This is a genomic window from Cytobacillus purgationiresistens (assembly GCF_030813235.1).
Classification (GTDB): domain Bacteria; phylum Bacillota; class Bacilli; order Bacillales; family Cytobacillaceae; genus Cytobacillus; species Cytobacillus purgationiresistens.
Genome location: NZ_JAUSUB010000019.1, coordinates 69309 through 86464, shown reverse-complemented (window position 1 = coordinate 86464; position 17156 = coordinate 69309). Strand labels below are relative to the sequence as shown.

The following is a 17156-nucleotide window of genomic DNA, read 5'->3' as shown; positions in this document are numbered from 1 at the left end:
CAATGAAAGAGAATACATTTCATGTTTGTGCAACCTGTGTGAACTTTCGTGCAATTAAGCGAGAGAATGGGATCTCCTATATTTGCGAACGGTTAGGCTATGAAACGCAGCCTAATTACACATTTAATTGCTGGACCCCTAAAGAGCATGTGAAAAAACTGATGCAAAAAAGAATGGAGGAACAGATCGATGAAGAATCTAGTTGATGCAGATTGGCTTTTTGAACATCTAACCGACGAGAATGTAAGGATTGCAGATTGCCGGTTTAATTTAGCCGCTTCTGAAGAAGGAAAAACCCTATACTTAAAGGGTCATATCCCAGGATCTATCTACTTTCATCTTGAGAAGAATCTTTCTGGCCCCGTATCGGAGCATGGCGGACGCCATCCTCTTCCTGATGCAGACAGATTGGCAGAAGCTCTTGAAAATGCCGGCATCAATAATGATACGACAATTATTGCTTATGATGGCGGGGAAAACTCGTTTGCTTCCCGTTTTTGGTGGCTGCTAAAATTCTTGGGTCACGATAAAGTCTATGTTTTAGACGGTGGGTATCAAGATTGGACTGCTAAAGGGTATCCAATTGATAGCGCGCTTCCAAGTTATTCTGCAGCAACTTATAAGGTGAGAATCAACGAAGGCATCATGGCTTCACACGATGAAGTAAAAAAAATCTCTTTGAATGAAGATAGTAGAGCCGTCTTAATTGATTCTCGGGAGGAAAAGAGATACTTAGGCATTATCGAGCCAATTGATAAGAAAGCCGGACATATACCAGGTGCAGTGAATAAAGTGTGGACTGAGTCTTTGTCCGAAGGGAAGTTCAAAACTGCTGAAGCATTGGCAAATCGTTTTTCAGAATTTGATAAGGACCGCCCACTGATTGTTTATTGCGGTTCGGGCGTAACAGCTTCGCCTAACTTCCTTGCTTTAAAGGAAGCCGGCTATAAAAATGTCAAGCTGTATCCCGGCAGCTTCAGCGATTGGATCTCCTATGATGAAAATCCAATTGGAACAGGAAAATAAACGGAGTTCGATGAAAAAGTAAAAACAATAAGAAGGACTTAGATGAATTGATTCTAAGTCCTTTTTATTTTTGCTGTTTATGTTTCAGTCTTTTTTGTCAGTTCATATTCAATTCATAACTTATATGTATACTATTGATGGTTACTAAGTAATGATAGTTGTGAAAGAGCAATTGATTAGTTTCTTTATAACCTCAAGCCAGCTTACATGAGCGAAAGGAAAGTATAAAGATGACCAAATTACTAATTGATGATGCGTATATACATGAGCTTGTACGTCTTTTTTTAGAAAAAGAAGGCTTTGAAATATCAGAGGCGGAGGATGGCGTTCAAGCTGTGACTAAATTGGAAATAGAAAAATTTGATATAGCTATTCTGATGTCATGATGCCTCAGCTGGATGGCTGGTATCCTAATCAAGCCATGGCTTCAGAATGGAAGGGAAAAATCAATGAAATGGTTCAGGTAGATTAGGAGGCAATTGCTTTTAAGAAGATTACTGCAACACTAACTTCAACGTTCATTACAGGAGTGATAGACATAGATAACTTTGATCGCGTATCGGAGTCATTGGACGGCATATTGTTAATAGCCAATAGAAAACAAGTGGAAATGCAAGGGAGCAGCCACTGTTCTTCCCTCAATGGTGGGAAATTTGAGCTGAAGTACAATGCGCTGCCAAAGCCTCTGGCTTCTTTAGAAATAGGGGTGGACAATTTTGCAGGATATGAAGAACTCCATCAAGAAATTGAACTAAAAAAGGAAATGAATAATCCTTTCGTTTTATTGGGCGATAAACATTAATCGGTCAACTTACTGTCAACTTCTGAAGAAATAAGGGAAATGACGATCGTGACGGATAAGGATGTGGTGCTGGAAGGTGTATCAATTAAAGCTGAAAAAAAGGAAGATCCCCTTAAATACGATTGTGATTCAATTTGAAACTGAAGCAGATGACCGGACCTTATTGAAAGAGCGCACACTGCAATTCGAATCAGATGAAAAACCAGAAAAACTCATAGTGGATGGCGTGCATTATTGGAAGGACTATCATTTAAAAATTCAAATTTTCATTGATTAAAATCTGAGTTTGAAAAGGGATATTTTTCATTTTTTATAGAATTCCTTTTGTAAAAATGTCCTCGTGTTATAATAGTTTTTAGCGTGAAATGCTAGGAGGGAAAAGACTTGAACGACAATAAAGAGAAACTTTTAATTGTAGATGGAATGGCCCTGCTATTCAGAGCCTATTTTGCAACAGCTGTGACAGGACAGTTTATGATAAATTCAAAAGGAATTCCTACGAATGCAGTATACGGATTTGTGAAGCACTTTTTGACAGCTGTCAATCAATTTCAGCCGTCCCATGTTGCGGTTTGCTGGGATATGGGAAGCAAGACATTCAGGACGGAAATGTTCGATGGATATAAAGCCAATCGCCCTGAAGCTCCGATTGAGCTGATACCGCAGTTCGATCTTGTAAAGGAAGTGGTTGAGGCTTTTGATATCCCTAATATTGGCCTTGCAGGATATGAAGCGGATGATTGTATCGGTACCATAGCAAAAGAAATGAAAGACGCAGCCGAGGTAATAATCCTTACAGGGGATCAAGATATTTTACAATTACTTGAAGAAAATATTTCTGTTGCGCTGCTAAAAAAAGGGTATGGCAATTATCTTGTTCACACTCATGAGACTTTCTATGAAGAAAAAGGGATTACACCTAAGCAAATGATAGACCTCAAAGCATTTATGGGAGATGCAAGTGACAACTACCCAGGTGTGAAAGGGATAGGCGAAAAAACAGCGTTAAAGCTGCTGCAATCCTATGAACATATTGAGGGTGTGCTGGAAAACCTTCACCTTATCACTAAGGGACAGCGGGTAAAGATCGAACAGGACTTGGACATGCTGCACCTTAGCCGACAACTGGCAGAAATTAAATGTGATGTGCCTGTTGCCTGTACTTTAACTGATTCAGTATTTAGAATGGACAGAAATAAAGTCATAGAAAAGTTCACAGAAGTTGAGTTTCGCGGAATGCATAAGCTGCTTGAAGATAGCAAATCATTTGCATAAATTTTTACTAAGCTGCTAAGGCTATAGAGCCAATTATTCTGCGTGTAAAAAATGTGAAATGAATTGTATCTCATTGAACTTCGAGAAGCGTACGTTCGCTTTCCAAAAAGCTATCGGTAACATTTGATGAATTTCTCCTTTTCCCTATTATGAAATTGATGACGCTGTCTTTATACTCAGCAATCATTCAAACATTACGTTTTTTGGAACTGCAGAAAATGTTTTTTTGAAAAGGGAGTATCACTAAAGAAATAGAGCCGTGATAAGGGATTTGCACTTCAATAGATTTTGTTTACTTCGGTTATTTGAAAAAATATTGTTGACAAAAAAATGATAAGCAATGTATAATTCAAAAATATAATATTCATAGCATTTTTAATGCAGCCATGAAAGGAACACAGTAGCGTAATTATCTCCCTGCTATAGAGAGCTGATGGTTGGTGCAAATCAGTCCAAAGATAAACGCGAATTACAATCCTGGAGCTTCTTTTTCGAAATAAAGCTTAAGCTTTATGAGGGAAAGACGGTCATATGATCGTTAACACAATGAGAAGTGAACAAATCTGTTCACAATTAGGGTGGTACCGCGAGCAACCTCGCCCCTACTGAATCATTTCAGTAGGGGCTTTTTATATTTAGAATTTAATAGGATCGGCGAAGAAAGGAATAAAGTAGTGTATACCTCCCTGTTAAAGAGAGCTGATGGTTGGTGAAAATCAGTGCAAAGGTAAACGCGAATTACAATCCTGGAGCTTCTTTTTCGAAGTAAAGCTTAAGCTTTATGAGGGAAAGACGGTCATATGATCGTTAACACAATGAGAAGTGAACAAATCTGTTCACAATTAGGGTGGTACCGCGAGCAAATTCGCCCCTACTGAATCATTTCAGTAGGGGTTTTTTTATATAAAAAAATTTAATAAGATAGGCGAAGAAAGGAATAAAGTAGTGTATATCTTCCTGTTAAAGAGAGCTGATGGTTGGTGCAAATCAGTACAAAGGTAAACACGAATTACAATCCTGGAGCTTCTTTTTCGAAGTATAGCGCAAGCTTTACGAGGGAAAGACGGTCTTATGATCGTTAACAAAAATGAGAAGTGAACAATCCTGTTCACAATTAGGGTGGTACCGCGAGCAAATTCGCCCCTACTGAATCATTTCAGTAGGGGCTTTTTTATGTTGAAAGGTTGGCTGGAATTTTCTGATGTCGTTAATTCGAAAAACTAAAGGAGGTGATTCCTATTTATTGGGATGAGGCTGCAAATGAGTTTGAAAAAATAGAACTGCTCAATCAATGATAAAAAAGTGAAGGAGAGAAGCAAAATGAATGCAAATGAATTGGAACAACTAAGAAAAAGAATAGACAGGATTAATCTAGATATCCTGGAATTGCTCAATGAAAGAGCAGAGGTAGCTCAAAACATCGGCTGGAAGAAAGAAGAGCTGGGCATGAAAGCCTTTGATCCAATCCGCGAAAATGAATCATTAGCCTTAATCATAGAGAATCATCGCGGACCATTTGAAGTATCTACGATTAAATTTCTTTTTAAAGAGATATTTAAAGCTAGTTTAAATCTGCAAAATAACCACCAAAAGAAAGAGATGCTCGTCTCCCGAAAGATGCAGCCGCAGAATACGATTGTGGATATAAATGGTGAAATGATAGGCGATGGAAGCCAGCGGTTCATAATGGGTCCCTGTGCTGTTGAAAGCTACGATCAGGTAAAATCTGTGGCATTGGCTATGAAAAAGCAAGGTTTAACGTTATTGCGAGGTGGAGCGTTCAAACCGAGAACATCTCCGTATGATTTTCAAGGTCTTGGAGAGAGAGGATTGCAGATATTAAGAAAGGTTGGAGACGAGGTAGGAATGTCTGTTATAAGTGAAATTGTTTCCTCGAACGATGTAGAAATGGCATTACCGTATGTGGATGTAATTCAAATTGGTGCTAGAAATATGCAAAATTTCGAATTGCTCAAAACAGTTGGAAAGGTAGACAAACCAGTGCTATTAAAGCGTGGCCTCTCGGCAACCATTGAAGAGTTTATCAATGCAGCCGAATACATCATGGCTAATGGGAATAATCAAATCATCCTTTGTGAACGAGGAATAAGGACATATGAGAAGGCAACAAGAAACACGTTGGATATCTCTGCAGTCCCAATATTGAAAAAAGAAACTCATTTACCGGTTATTGTAGATGTAACGCATTCCACAGGCAGAAAAGATTTATTGCTGCCAACGGCGAAGGCGGCATTGGCAATTGGTGCAGATGCGGTTATGGCTGAAGTGCATCCTGATCCGGCAGTTGCTTTATCTGATTCGGCGCAGCAAATGAATATTGCTGAATTCAATGAGTTCATTGAAGAATTAAAAGTATTGCAGAAAAAATTGGCTTTAGTATAAAGAATAGAACATCATCAAGATCCCACAATACTGGTTGATCATAATGGAGGTTGGAGAAATGCGTTTTATTACAGCGGGAGAGTCACATGGACCAAGACTTACGGCGATTATTGAAGGCTTGCCTGCAGGCATGCCCCTTTCAGTTGAAGACATCAATATAGAATTATCACAACGACAAAAGGGCTATGGACGAGGAAGAAGAATGCAAATAGAAAAGGATCAGGTTGAAATTACAGCTGGAGTGCGGCACGGTTATACATTAGGCTCGCCTGTAGCTTTAACAATAGAAAATCATGACTGGAAGCATTGGACAAAAATCATGGCAATAGACTCATTGGCAGAAGATGAAGCTGAAATAAAGAGAAGAATAACAAGGCCAAGGCCTGGTCATGCTGACCTTGTAGGGGGAATAAAGTACGGTCACCGTGATATGAGGAATGTGCTTGAAAGGTCTTCAGCAAGAGAAACAGCAATCAGAGTGGCAGTTGGTGCCGTGGCGAAAAAAATATTGTCGCTATTAAACATTGAAGTAGCTTCTCGCGTCATTGAAATAGGTGGTGTACGGGCTGAAGATTTCAAATATCAAAATTTAGCCGCGTTAAAGGCAGTAACTGAAGACTCGCCTGTCAGATGTAGTGATAAAGCTGCTGAAACAGGCATGATGGAAGCAATCGATGAAGCAAAAAAGAAGGGTGATTCGATAGGCGGAGTCGTTGAAGTCATTGTTGAAGGCATGCCTGTAGGGGTCGGCAGCTATGTTCACCACGATAGAAAACTGGATGCTAAAATTGCAAATACAATGATCAGCATTAATGCTTTTAAAGGCGTAGAATTCGGCTTGGGGTTTGAAATGGCAAGGATGCCTGGCAGCAAAGTGCACGATGAAATTATATGGGATGAATACAAAGGTTTTTCGCGGAAAACAAATAGGCTTGGCGGGTTCGAAGGTGGAATGACAACTGGTATGCCGATTGTAGTAAGGGGAGTGATGAAGCCTATACCCACACTATATAAGCCGTTGATGAGTGTTGATATAGAGTCTAAAGCAACCTTTTCAGCTAATATTGAGCGTTCTGATAGCTGCGCTGTTCCAGCAGCTAGTGTTGTGGCAGAGGCAGTGGTTTCATGGGAGCTGGCAGCCGCACTCACTCAGCAATTTGACAGTGACAAATTTGATAAATTGCGAGAATCAATCGAAAAGCATAAAGCAGACGCACTAGCATTTTAGCGTGTATGCATGATGCAATAGCAAGTGGTTATAGGGGATTAAACTCAGCTAGAACAACGCTATAAGAAGGCGGGGAGATACAATTGATGTGGAAAAAACAAATATTGAAGATGCAAACTTATAAGAGAGGGAAATCCATTAATGAGGCAGCAGAACGATCAAAAACTGATTTGCTTATTAAGCTGAACTCTAATGAAAATCCATATGGCTATTCAAACAAAGTAAAGGATTTATTAACGGAGAGGCAAATTCCTTTAAATATATATCCGGAAGGAAATGTAGGACATCTAAGGAAGTCGTTGGCATCGTTATATAATATGAATGAAACTGAGTTTATTTTCTCAAATGGCACAGATGAGTTAATACAAATGATTTCAAGAACATTGCTAGAGCCAGGGAAAAATACGGTAATGGCTTCGCAGACTTTTTCGCAATATAAAAATAACTCAATCATTGATGGAGCTGAAATAAGAGAAGTGGAATTGCTGAATGGTACGCATGATTTGGAGAAAATGATAACAAAAATTGACCAAAATACTGCAGTAGTATGGGTATGCAATCCCAATAATCCAACAGGCACATTTATCCCTGAAAATAAAATAAGAGAATTTATGCAGAAGATTCCATCACATGTATTAGTTGTGCTTGACGAAGCCTATTTTGAGTATATTAATCAAGCGTATCATTCTATTGATCTTATAAATGACTTTGCTAATTTAATCATTATGAGGACCTTTTCGAAAATATACGGACTTGCCAGTTTGCGTATAGGTTATGGCATTGCGTCCCATCATATTATTCAACACCTGGAATCGATTCGACTACCCTTTACAAATAATCAGTACGGACAACATGCAGCGTCACTGGCTTTGGAGGATCAAGCATTTATAGAATCAAGTCGATTGAAAAATGTAATAGAACGAGAAAAATACTATACATTTTGTTCTGAGAACAACCTGCATTGCTTTCCATCGGAAACCAATTTTATTTTAGTTGATCTTCAATGCGACATTGAACGTCTGGAGGCTTTTCTAGAATCAAGCGGAATAATCCTTCGGTCGGGCACCGGGCTGGGGTTTCCTACATCTATAAGAATTACCATAGGTTTAGAAGAGCAAAACATAAAGGTCAGAGAAAAAATATTGGAATTTATGCAAAACCATCATCAGAACTAGCTAATATGGGTAGGGAGGTAGGACAGCAATGCTTGGTACTGTATTGATTGTCGGAGTTGGAATGATTGGCGGCTCCCTCGCTCTATCTATTAAGACGCACCATCCCAATGCAAAAGTAATGGGTTTCGATGTTAATCAAAATGAAATTGAAAAAGCCTTAAAATATAAGATCATCGATGCAGCGGCGCAGTCTTTGGAAGAAGGGGCAAGAACAGCGGATTTAATCATATTATCAACACCTGTAATAGAATCAAAAAAGACAATAGAAAAATTAGCACAAATGAAGCTAAAAGAGCACGTCATTGTTACTGATACAGGAAGCGCGAAAGGAGAGATAGTGGATGCGGCTATCAGATGTTTTAATAATCAAGTTACGTTTATTGGTGGTCATCCTATGTCCGGCTCACACCAATCAGGAGTAGATAATAGCGACCTCCATTTATTTGAGAATGCCTACTACCTTTTGACTCCAGCAACGATTGCCTGTACTGGAAGAGTGGATGAATTAAAAAAATGGCTAAGCAAAATCAAAGCACAATTTGTTATAGTGGATAAAGAAGAGCATGATTTCGTTACTGGGCTAATTAGTCATTTTCCGCATATACTTGCGAGTTTACTTGTTAATCAAGTAAAGCAGCAATCTGGTAGCAGTCCAATCACTTCGATGATAGCTGCTGGAGGGTTTCGCGATTTTACTAGAATTGCTTCAAGCAACCCTAAGATGTGGAAAGATATTACGTTGCAAAATCGAAGGGTTCTGTTAAATCTGATCAGTGATTTCCAGCATAAACTGGAAGGATTATCTGAGGTTTTGTTGGAGGGCAATGAGACAGTTACTACACAGTTTTTTGAAGAAGCCAAGCAATACAGAGATTCATTACCCTCTCGTAATAAACAAGCATCACTTCCATATTTCCGATTGAGCATACAGGTGAATCATGCACCTGAAGAATTAAACTGCTTATTCCGTTTATTAGACAATGAAAATATTCTTATTGCAGATTACCAATTGGAATGGCTGCATGCCAATCAAGTAGTGAATCTTTGTTTTATGAAAGAAGAAGACCGATTAAAGGCCTGTGAATTACTGGAAAATAATCATTTCCAGATTTGTCAGGTAGCTTAAAGGTGAATATCGAACTGGAAGGCTGTCTGCTGTTGAGTGACTCGTTAATAATGAAATTATTTCCCAGGAAGGAAATCAAAAGTAGTAAAGCTGAGTCAATGGATATAGAAATCAATAAATATGAAAACAAATGAAAAAACACCGGTAAGTTCTCAGTTCACAAGTATCCGAATGAAACCTGCCGGTGTTTTATTAAGGTCAACACCAAAGTTTAAAGCTTGTATTCTTTTGTAGACATATGTTCCCCATTTAAAATGCGAATGGTTTCAGGTTTAATCTCCAAGAATATATAGTTCGGGTCATTTGGTCCTTCAAACCAACTATTAAAAGAATCATTCCAAAATTTCTTTTTGATTTCTTTTGTTTCGTTTAATGTGCACACGCCCTTCAACTCTATATATTCATCATTGCTTCCCTTTTCTGCAAATCCCAATAATATTGAAACATAAGGATTCTTCTGGATCTCTGCCAGTTTTTCTGTATCTTTTTTAGTAGGCGTAAACAGAGTGAGGTCTTGCAGAAAAAAGGTCATATATCGTGAGTGCGGCTGATTATTTTCTACGGTTGATAAAACGCCAATCTTATGATTGCTGACGATTTTGGTAACGCGCGAGATGATTTCTGTTTCATGCATGCGAGATCCTCCTTATCTTAATTTAATGTATTAAATTCTTTGATACAGTCTTGAACAAGTGTAGCGCCTTGACTGATAGCAGCTCCACCGCCAAATGCCGCGGCTACACCGATGGCTTCCAGTATCTCTTGCTCGGTACACCCATAATCAATGCAGCCTTTCGTATGATAAATCATGCAAAACTCATCTTGTGCCTGAACACTAATTCCAAGAGCAATTAATTGTTTTTCCTTCTGTGATAGCGTTCCTTCTTTGAAGCATTCCTGTGTAAACTCATTGAATTTATCCGTAAATGAAGGAAGATTCTCTGCAAGAAGTCCTAATCCTTCTTTATATTTAATTAATGATTCCTTCGCATATGACTGTGATTGAAATTCCATAATATATGCACTCCATTCATTTTTTTATATCATTTTTATTATGAACGTATCTTCGAGAAATAATCTGTGAACTTTATTTCCATAATTAAGTATCATAATATCTGCTCACTTTTGGAAAGATTTTAATATTGAAATCGACAAAAAAGGTGGAGACGATGACTTTGAATTATGAAGCAGGAGATATTGTATATGTATTCTATCGCAATCCCCATACACAAGATGTTGCGAATATTCAAGCTGCAGCGGTTGTAAATCACCCTGATCAACCGAATGAATTAGCCTTATTCTTATATGAAACCTATTACCCCGTGTCGGAGGATATGGCAATCTATTCATCAGAAGAAGAAGCAAACGCTGCTTACACCTACTATTATGGCGATGTTTCGGAAGGGACGCTTGATGTATGAGACCATTCAATCCAAAGCTGGTTTACTTTGAACCAAAAGCACTAGACTATCCACTTGGCCAAACATTGAAAAAAAAATTTGAAAATATGGATGTGGAAATCCAATATACAACTTCCCACAACCAAGTAAGAAACCTTCCAGGAAAAAATGACTTTCAAAAATATCGAGTTGCCAAATCTACATTGGTCGTTGGTATTAGGAAAACATTAAAGTTTGATACATCTAAACCTTCTGCGGAGTATGCCATCCCATTTGCTACAGGATGTATGGGGCATTGTCATTATTGTTACTTGCAGACGACGATGGGAAGCAAGCCCTATATTCGTACATACGTTAATGTCGATGAGATTCTTGATGCGGCAGATCAATACATGGCTGAACGAGCTCCGGAGATAACCAGGTTTGAAGCTTCCTGTACTTCAGATATCGTAGGTATTGACCATTTAACCCATACATTAAAGCGGGCGATTGAACATTTTGGGGAATCAAAACATGGCAAACTGCGGTTCGTGACTAAATTTCACCATGTCGATCATCTTCTTGATGCGAAGCATAATGGAAAAACAAGATTCCGTTTTAGTGTCAATGCGGATTTTGTTATTAAAAATTTTGAGCCTGGCACCTCTCCACTGGCAAAAAGAATTGAAGCAGCGGGAAAAGTGGCGAGAGCTGGCTATCCGCTCGGCTTCATTGTAGCCCCTATCTATCTTCATGAAGGGTGGAAGGAAGGCTACTATGAAATGTTCAAACGCCTGGATGCAGAATTGCCGGCAGATGCAAGAAAAGATTTAACCTTCGAATTTATCCAGCATCGTTTTACAAAACCAGCAAAAAGGGTAATTGAAAAAAACTATCCGATGACAAAATTAGAGTTGGATGAAGAGAAAAGAAGATACAAATGGGGTAAATATGGAATTGGCAAATATATTTATCAAAAAGAAGATGAGGAGGATATGAAGACTCATTTATACAGTTATATGGAGAAGTTTTTTCCTGATGCGAAGCTTGAGTATTTCACATAAACTCTTGTAGTGTATTCACTTCTTCTTTAGGAAAAAGGTAGCGAATTGTCGAAAAATACGGTAAAATTATACAAAGATTGTAGAGGAGAAGTCAGAGAGGAATGGTTTAATCTGTGAAAACAGTGGATGATTATTTGCACGATTTACAGGGGAAAGGCTTTCAGCTTGCGGATGATGCGCTTGGTTTTATTTATTTTGGCAAGCATTATACAAATGCTTCAGATGAACTTGTTAATGTCGCAGTTGAAATGACCTTGAAAGCTCAAAAGTCTTTTGATGGGAGCTTTTACCTATCTTTGCTTGAGAATTTAAAGTCAAACAATATAGAGAGTCGCAAAGAAGCAATCCTTTTTGCGAAGAAGGATTTACTCATATCGATATAAACAAAAGGCGTGTAATTATTACACGCCTTTACTGTGAAGGTTAGGCGGCTGTTGCTTTGCGTAATTTCTTATCGGGCATCTCAGCGAATACCATTCCTGCAAAAATGAAGAGACATCCCAAGGCTGCACTGTAGGACAGGCGGTCGTTTGCCCATATAAATCCTGTAATTGCAGCGAAGACAGGCTCCATCGCAAATATAAGTGCGACTCTTGTCGGAGTGGTAAATTGTTGATAGTGTGTTTGCGCAAAGAAAGCTAGAGCGGTAGCAAATACGGAAGTAATAATGAGTCCGGCTGCGACCTCTTTGGAAAACAATATTTCTGGGTTTATTGCGGAATGCAGGTCTTCTAATAAGAAAGCAAAGAATATAGATAAAACAGCTACAGTTGTAATTTGAATCACAGTTAAAAGCAGCGCAGGATACTTGTTGGCATATTTCCCTGTGAAAATAATATGCAGGGCAAAACCAAACGCACAGATGAATACATAGGCATCACCCTGGTTGAGGGAGACAGCGTCTGTCATTGCCAATAAGTACAAGCCAAAAGTGGCAATACTCACACCAATAACGGCTTTGCGTCCTATTTTTACTTTTATAAATAAGAAGGCGATCAAAGGGACAAGGATAACACTTAATCCTGTAATAAAGCCTGCCTTAGAGGAAGAAGTGTATAAAAGGCCTAAGGTTTGAAAGGCATAGCCAATAAAAAGCCAAATGCCAATTAAGATTCCTGAGAATAATGCTTTTTTGTTCAAGTGTTGAAGCTGTTTTCTCTTGAATAATATTAGCCATCCGCCAAGTAAAAAGGCTGCAATAAGAAAGCGAAACCCGTTAAAAGAAAAAGGCTCTAGAAAAGCAAGCGCATTTTGGACAATTACAAAAGTAACACCCCAAATAAGTGCTACTAAAAGCAGACTAATGTCAGCAATGAAAGCAGTTTTTTTCATGTTTGTTGTTCCTTTTCTATTCGTTTTTTCTGATTGCGGCTCTTGCTAATTCATCAGCTGCTCTGTTTTCAGTGCTGGGAATCCATTTCATAAAAAAAAGATCCAACTGATTACTTAAAAGCAGTGCTTCTTTAAGTAAAGGCGCAAATTTCTGGTTTTTGGCAAATTCTTTTTCAATTGCCCGATTCACAGCTTGTGAGTCTGTTCGAAACGATACAGTTGTATAACCTTTATCAATGCAAATATGAAGTGCGTGAATGAGTGCACGGAATTCTGCTTCATGATTTTCCATCATACCGAGCGGGATTGAATGACGCTCGACCGCCCCGTTTGCCTTAATAAAAATACCAGCTCCACTTAAGCCGGGATTACCTGCACTTGCTCCATCAATATAGACTTCTATCAAAGTCGCACCACCTCTCACTAACAATAAATACGGATGTACATACATATCATGAATGAAATAAACTAAAAGTAAGTGTATCATAAAAATATTTGAGCTTGAAGATAATTTAAAGATCTAGGAAGGTTGAAAAAAATGAAATATAAATTGGAGTGGATTTATAAACTTAAAGGAGGGGAAGGGGTCTTAGTTACATCGGATTGGTTAGATGGAGAGACTGCCCTTCTGTTTGGAGAAGAGATTGAAAGATCAGGAAAGGGAAAAGAGCTAACCTTTTATGATGAAGCAGGTACTTCTTGGATATTGAAAGAAATGAAAAAGCTCTTGATCGAAGTTGAAGAAGAGCCACATGATATTCTTGTTTTCTTTGACGGTGGGTATAATAAGGATACGAATGAGTCTGGGCTTGGTGCGGTCATTTATTATAAACAGGGAAAGAAGAAATACCGGATAAGGTCTAACCAACTATTTCATGAGCTCGAAAATAACAATGAAGCGGAATATGCGGCTCTACACTATGCGCTCAGCTTATTAGAAGAATTGGGTGTTAGTCAGATGTCCTGCGAATTTAAAGGGGATGCGCAAGGGGTATTAAAGCAGCTTGAAGGTGATTGGCCGTGCTATGAAGAAAACTTAAGTCGATGGCTTGATAATATTGAAGAAAAGATAAACGGACTAAGTTTGCATGCTCGATATACGCCGATTTCCAGAAATGAAAATAAAGAAGCAGATAAATTGGCATCACAAGCCTTAGAAGGTAAAGTGATTCATAGTAAAATGCAACTGCTTTGAGAAGGGAGTATCCGCCTTGGAAAAAAAGAAAATCGTTCAGGAAGTGGGAAGCTTGATGGGGCATTACTGTGAGGAGTGCTTTTTGTATAAACATCACCGCAAGGAAAAGGGGCGGAATTTTGCCCATCGCTTTTGTATTTCTGAATGTACAGTAGGACAGAAAATAAAATCAATCGGAAAAAAATTGTCTTAATTTGAAGTGTTGAAATAAATAAAAGGCTGGCAATATGCCAGCCTTGTTTTATGATAAGATTAAAGTTTTACAACGTTTGCAGCTTGTGGTCCGCGATTTCCTTCAACGATTTCGAAAGAAACTTCTTGACCTTCTTCTAGTGATTTGAATCCGTCGCCTGAGATAGCTGTGAAGTGTACGAATACATCGTCTCCGCCTTCAACTTCGATAAATCCGAAACCTTTTTCATTGTTGAACCATTTTACTTTACCATTTTGCATATTAACTTTTCCTCCCTAAACCTTAGAAGACCATTACAGCCCTCAGAAAAAATTTTCATTCAACCTACATACTGCAATTGTATTATCAAATATAGAAAGTATATTCAGTTAAATGATGTTTATAATATACACGAATGTCAACATTCAGTCAAGAAATCTGAATGGTTTTTCGATAAAAAAATAAAATATTTTAAAAATTATAATAATGAATCTTTCTCAGGTTTGGTAAAGGTTTGTGAGAAATTTGCTATACATATTTTTCGTTTTTTTTCATACTAATGGTGTAAATTGATGAAACCTTGAGGTGAGAAAATATGTATCGCTTTTCTATCAATCAACAAGAATGGATTCTCCGCTTTTCAATTAATGTTACAATGGAAAAACTGGAAAAGCAGCGAGTTTTTAAAGCTATAGTTCAAATGGGTAGTGAGCTAATCCATTTCACTCATGGTGATTCATTTATTATTATTGATAAAGAGATTGGAATGGTTGTATTTAATGTTGAAACAATACCTTCATTTATATTAATTGTTTCTAATGTTGTCAGCGATGAGGACTGGTATATGTATGATGGGCAAATGGTTAAACGATATACCGGCAAGTAAGCATCACATGGCCGCAAGTGAAAAAAAATAAACATGAAAAAGAAGCTGCTTTTTAAAAGTCAGCTTCTTTTTTATTTATTTATTGACGGATTGTTTAATTGGGTTTAAAATGTTGCACATAGGAAACTTTTATAACCAAATAAAAAAATCATGTCCGAAGTTAAAATCTGTGTGCTTATTAAAAAAACATGCATATATTCATGTTAGGAGAATTAAAAGAGGAGATGAAACTGAATTGAATAAAATTTTTGCAGGGCTGATTGTATCTGTACTATTGTTATTAAGTGCTTGTTCAAATGAAGCTGATTCTACAAGTAAAAACGGAGATGGAAAACTAAAGGTAACAACTACTATTGCTCAAATCGCTGATGGAGTAAAGAACATTGGCGGTGACAAAGTCGAGGTACAAAGCTTAATGGGTCCCGGGACGGATCCCCATCTTTATAAAGCGACTCAAAGTGATATTTCAAAGTTGCAAGGTGCAGAGATTATTTTTTATAACGGTTTAAACCTTGAAGGGAAATTACATGACATTTTAGAGAAAATGAATGAACAAAAGCCTGTTTACGCCATTGCAGAAACGATTAAAGAGGATGAGCTACTCGATGATGTAGAAAACAATAACGCCATCGACCCTCATGTATGGTTTGATATTGATTTATGGCACCAAGCCCTTGAAACCGTTAAAGAAGGTTTGATTGAAGCAGATCCTGATAATGGTGCGTACTACGAAGAAAATGCTAAACAATATTTTAATAAACTGAACGAATTAAAGGCTTATGCGACTGAAGAATTAACTCAAATTCCTGAAGAACAGCGGGTACTTGTGACAGCACATGATGCCTTCGGCTATTTTGGTGCTGCGTATAACCTGGAGGTAATGGGTCTTCAAGGATTAAGTACGGATGCAGAGTTTGGTCTTGGTGACGTTAAGCATTTAGTTGATACTTTAGCCACAAGAGAAATCAAAGCCGTTTTTGTTGAATCAAGTATTTCTGAACGTTCGATCAACGCTGTTATCGAAGGTTCACAGCAAAAAGGACATGGAGTAAGTATTGGAGGAGAGTTATACTCTGATGCCATGGGTGAAGAAGGCACAGAAGAAGGTACTTATATCGGTATGTACAAACATAATGTAGATACCATTGCAGAAGCATTGAAATAGTTTTAGGTTTAAGATTTGCATTTCGTTTGTCTAGTTGCGGTGGCTAGAGGCTCGAGGTCTTAAGTCAAGACAACCAAAAAAGGAAAGGTCCCCTTTTTCGGTAGCCTCGCCTTAAGCTTGTCGCCCCTAAACAAGCCACCTCCACATTTCTATTTTGGAGTTGATGATTATGAATCCTGTTGATGTGAAGAATTTGACAGTAGCTTATGAAAAGAAAGCAGTGTTAAAAGATATTAATTTTACTGTGCCTGAAGGTCAACTGATTGGAATTATCGGGCCTAACGGTGCCGGTAAATCAACTTTGATTAAAGCTATTCTCGGTCTTATTCCGAAAGCTGCGGGTGATGTGAAAATATATGATAAACAATATCGTGCAAAGGATAGAATTGTGGGCTATGTCCCGCAAAGAGGTTCGGTTGACTGGGATTTTCCTACAAATGCTTTGGATGTTGTACTTATGGGGAGATATGGCCATATTGGCTGGTTTAAACGACCGAGTAAGAAAGATTTGAATATCGCTCATGAAAGCCTAAAAAAAGTAGGAATGGAAGAGTACGCAGATCGCCAAATTAGCCAGTTATCCGGAGGACAGCAACAGCGCGTATTTTTAGCTAGAGCTCTAGCTCAGGATGCCAAAGTATACTTTATGGATGAACCGTTTGTTGGCGTCGATGCAGCAACAGAACGGGCAATCATTGACCTATTGAATGAACTGAAGAGTCAAGGTAAAACAGTGCTTGTCGTGCATCATGATTTACAGACAGTTAAGGATTATTTTGATCACTGTATTTTATTAAATGTGAGCATCATTACTTCCGGTCCTACAGAAGAAGTGTTTACAATGGAAAATCTGCATCAAACGTATGGAGGAAAGTTATCGTTCTTAGATAAAGGACAAATGATGGTTGAACAAAAGTGAGGTGGCAAG

General features: G+C 38.2%; 23 protein-coding genes and 3 other annotated features. Of the genes, 18 read left to right on the top strand and 5 right to left on the bottom strand.

Features of this window, described 5'->3' with window-relative positions; translation table 11 throughout:
- The first annotated feature begins 2 nt into the window (after window positions 1-2).
- The 10 genes from J2S17_RS19140 to J2S17_RS19095 all read left to right on the top strand — a co-directional run bounded on the left by J2S17_RS19140 (window position 3) and on the right by J2S17_RS19095 (window position 9035).
- Window positions 3-206, top strand: a complete 204-nt coding sequence (locus J2S17_RS19140; protein ID WP_307477376.1) for a hypothetical protein — start codon at window positions 3-5, stop codon at window positions 204-206.
- Window positions 190-1026 (top strand): sulfurtransferase, encoded by an 837-nt coding sequence (locus J2S17_RS19135; protein WP_307477375.1) that lies wholly within the window; start codon window positions 190-192, stop codon window positions 1024-1026. Before J2S17_RS19140 ends, J2S17_RS19135 begins: the two co-directional genes overlap by 17 nt.
- 230 nt (window positions 1027-1256) lie before the next feature.
- A complete protein-coding gene (locus tag J2S17_RS19130) occupies window positions 1257-1412 on the top strand; it encodes a response regulator transcription factor (RefSeq protein WP_307477374.1) in 156 nt (51 codons plus the stop codon).
- A gap of 218 nt (window positions 1413-1630) precedes the next feature.
- Complete coding sequence (locus tag J2S17_RS19125) at window positions 1631-1828, top strand: hypothetical protein (RefSeq protein ID WP_307477373.1); 198 nt, start codon at window positions 1631-1633, stop codon at window positions 1826-1828.
- 76 nt (window positions 1829-1904) lie between these two features.
- On the top strand, window positions 1905-2105 hold the full coding sequence (locus tag J2S17_RS19120) for a hypothetical protein (protein WP_307477372.1): 201 nt from the start codon (window positions 1905-1907) through the stop codon (window positions 2103-2105).
- 107 nt (window positions 2106-2212) lie between these two features.
- Window positions 2213-3103 carry a 5'-3' exonuclease gene (locus tag J2S17_RS19115; RefSeq protein ID WP_307477371.1) on the top strand — a complete coding sequence of 297 codons (891 nt, stop codon included), beginning with the start codon at window positions 2213-2215 and terminating at the stop codon, window positions 3101-3103.
- A 377-nt stretch (window positions 3104-3480) separates the two neighbouring features.
- Window positions 3481-3710, top strand: a binding site (T-box leader).
- A 41-nt stretch (window positions 3711-3751) separates the two neighbouring features.
- Window positions 3752-3979, top strand: a binding site (T-box leader).
- Between the two features lie 43 nt (window positions 3980-4022).
- Window positions 4023-4251: a binding site (T-box leader), on the top strand.
- Window positions 4252-4423: 172 nt separating this feature from the next.
- Window positions 4424-5506: a bifunctional 3-deoxy-7-phosphoheptulonate synthase/chorismate mutase gene (locus J2S17_RS19110; protein WP_307477370.1), complete on the top strand. Its 1083-nt coding sequence runs from the start codon at window positions 4424-4426 to the stop codon at window positions 5504-5506.
- Window positions 5507-5564: 58 nt separating this feature from the next.
- A complete protein-coding gene (gene aroC, locus J2S17_RS19105) occupies window positions 5565-6734 on the top strand; it encodes a chorismate synthase (RefSeq protein WP_307477369.1) in 1170 nt (389 codons plus the stop codon).
- Window positions 6735-6820: 86 nt separating this feature from the next.
- Window positions 6821-7909: a histidinol-phosphate transaminase gene (hisC, locus tag J2S17_RS19100; protein WP_307477368.1), complete on the top strand. Its 1089-nt coding sequence runs from the start codon at window positions 6821-6823 to the stop codon at window positions 7907-7909.
- A gap of 28 nt (window positions 7910-7937) precedes the next feature.
- On the top strand, window positions 7938-9035 hold the full coding sequence (locus J2S17_RS19095) for a prephenate dehydrogenase (RefSeq protein ID WP_307477367.1): 1098 nt from the start codon (window positions 7938-7940) through the stop codon (window positions 9033-9035).
- A gap of 211 nt (window positions 9036-9246) precedes the next feature.
- Here the strand turns inward: J2S17_RS19095 and J2S17_RS19090 are convergent, their stop codons facing one another.
- Window positions 9247-9669: a pyridoxamine 5'-phosphate oxidase family protein gene (locus J2S17_RS19090; RefSeq protein ID WP_307477366.1), complete on the bottom strand. Its 423-nt coding sequence runs from the start codon at window positions 9667-9669 to the stop codon at window positions 9247-9249.
- A gap of 17 nt (window positions 9670-9686) precedes the next feature.
- Window positions 9687-10049, bottom strand: coding sequence for a carboxymuconolactone decarboxylase family protein (locus J2S17_RS19085; protein ID WP_307477365.1), 363 nt, complete (start codon window positions 10047-10049; stop codon window positions 9687-9689).
- A 155-nt stretch (window positions 10050-10204) separates the two neighbouring features.
- On the opposite strand from J2S17_RS19085, the gene J2S17_RS19080 reads away from it, so the two are divergent.
- From J2S17_RS19080 to J2S17_RS19070, 3 genes are all read left to right on the top strand, one after another.
- Complete coding sequence (locus J2S17_RS19080; RefSeq protein WP_307477364.1) at window positions 10205-10456, top strand: transcriptional regulator SplA domain-containing protein; 252 nt, start codon at window positions 10205-10207, stop codon at window positions 10454-10456.
- Complete coding sequence (gene splB / locus J2S17_RS19075; protein ID WP_307477363.1) at window positions 10453-11478, top strand: spore photoproduct lyase; 1026 nt, start codon at window positions 10453-10455, stop codon at window positions 11476-11478. Before J2S17_RS19080 ends, splB begins: the two co-directional genes overlap by 4 nt.
- 113 nt (window positions 11479-11591) lie before the next feature.
- Window positions 11592-11861 (top strand): DUF6123 family protein, encoded by a 270-nt coding sequence (locus J2S17_RS19070; protein ID WP_307477362.1) that lies wholly within the window; start codon window positions 11592-11594, stop codon window positions 11859-11861.
- A gap of 40 nt (window positions 11862-11901) precedes the next feature.
- Here the strand turns inward: J2S17_RS19070 and J2S17_RS19065 are convergent, their stop codons facing one another.
- Window positions 11902-12810: a DMT family transporter gene (locus J2S17_RS19065; protein WP_307477361.1), complete on the bottom strand. Its 909-nt coding sequence runs from the start codon at window positions 12808-12810 to the stop codon at window positions 11902-11904.
- 16 nt (window positions 12811-12826) lie between these two features.
- Window positions 12827-13216, bottom strand: a complete 390-nt coding sequence (locus J2S17_RS19060; RefSeq protein ID WP_307477360.1) for a reverse transcriptase-like protein — start codon at window positions 13214-13216, stop codon at window positions 12827-12829.
- 132 nt (window positions 13217-13348) lie between these two features.
- On the opposite strand from J2S17_RS19060, the gene J2S17_RS19055 reads away from it, so the two are divergent.
- Window positions 13349-14005 (top strand): reverse transcriptase-like protein, encoded by a 657-nt coding sequence (locus tag J2S17_RS19055; protein ID WP_307477359.1) that lies wholly within the window; start codon window positions 13349-13351, stop codon window positions 14003-14005.
- Between the two features lie 16 nt (window positions 14006-14021).
- A complete protein-coding gene (locus J2S17_RS19050) occupies window positions 14022-14198 on the top strand; it encodes a zinc-finger domain-containing protein (protein WP_307477358.1) in 177 nt (58 codons plus the stop codon).
- A 59-nt stretch (window positions 14199-14257) separates the two neighbouring features.
- Here J2S17_RS19050 and cspD read toward each other — a convergent pair whose 3' ends face one another.
- Window positions 14258-14458 carry a cold-shock protein CspD gene (gene cspD / locus J2S17_RS19045; RefSeq protein ID WP_307477357.1) on the bottom strand — a complete coding sequence of 67 codons (201 nt, stop codon included), beginning with the start codon at window positions 14456-14458 and terminating at the stop codon, window positions 14258-14260.
- 314 nt (window positions 14459-14772) lie between these two features.
- On the opposite strand from cspD, the gene J2S17_RS19040 reads away from it, so the two are divergent.
- The 3 genes from J2S17_RS19040 to J2S17_RS19030 all read left to right on the top strand — a co-directional run bounded on the left by J2S17_RS19040 (window position 14773) and on the right by J2S17_RS19030 (window position 17147).
- Window positions 14773-15063 (top strand): hypothetical protein, encoded by a 291-nt coding sequence (locus tag J2S17_RS19040; RefSeq protein WP_307477356.1) that lies wholly within the window; start codon window positions 14773-14775, stop codon window positions 15061-15063.
- A 235-nt stretch (window positions 15064-15298) separates the two neighbouring features.
- Window positions 15299-16228 carry a metal ABC transporter solute-binding protein, Zn/Mn family gene (locus J2S17_RS19035; RefSeq protein ID WP_307477355.1) on the top strand — a complete coding sequence of 310 codons (930 nt, stop codon included), beginning with the start codon at window positions 15299-15301 and terminating at the stop codon, window positions 16226-16228.
- Window positions 16229-16397: 169 nt separating this feature from the next.
- Window positions 16398-17147: a metal ABC transporter ATP-binding protein gene (locus J2S17_RS19030; RefSeq protein ID WP_307477354.1), complete on the top strand. Its 750-nt coding sequence runs from the start codon at window positions 16398-16400 to the stop codon at window positions 17145-17147.
- The last annotated feature ends 9 nt before the right edge of the window (window positions 17148-17156 follow it).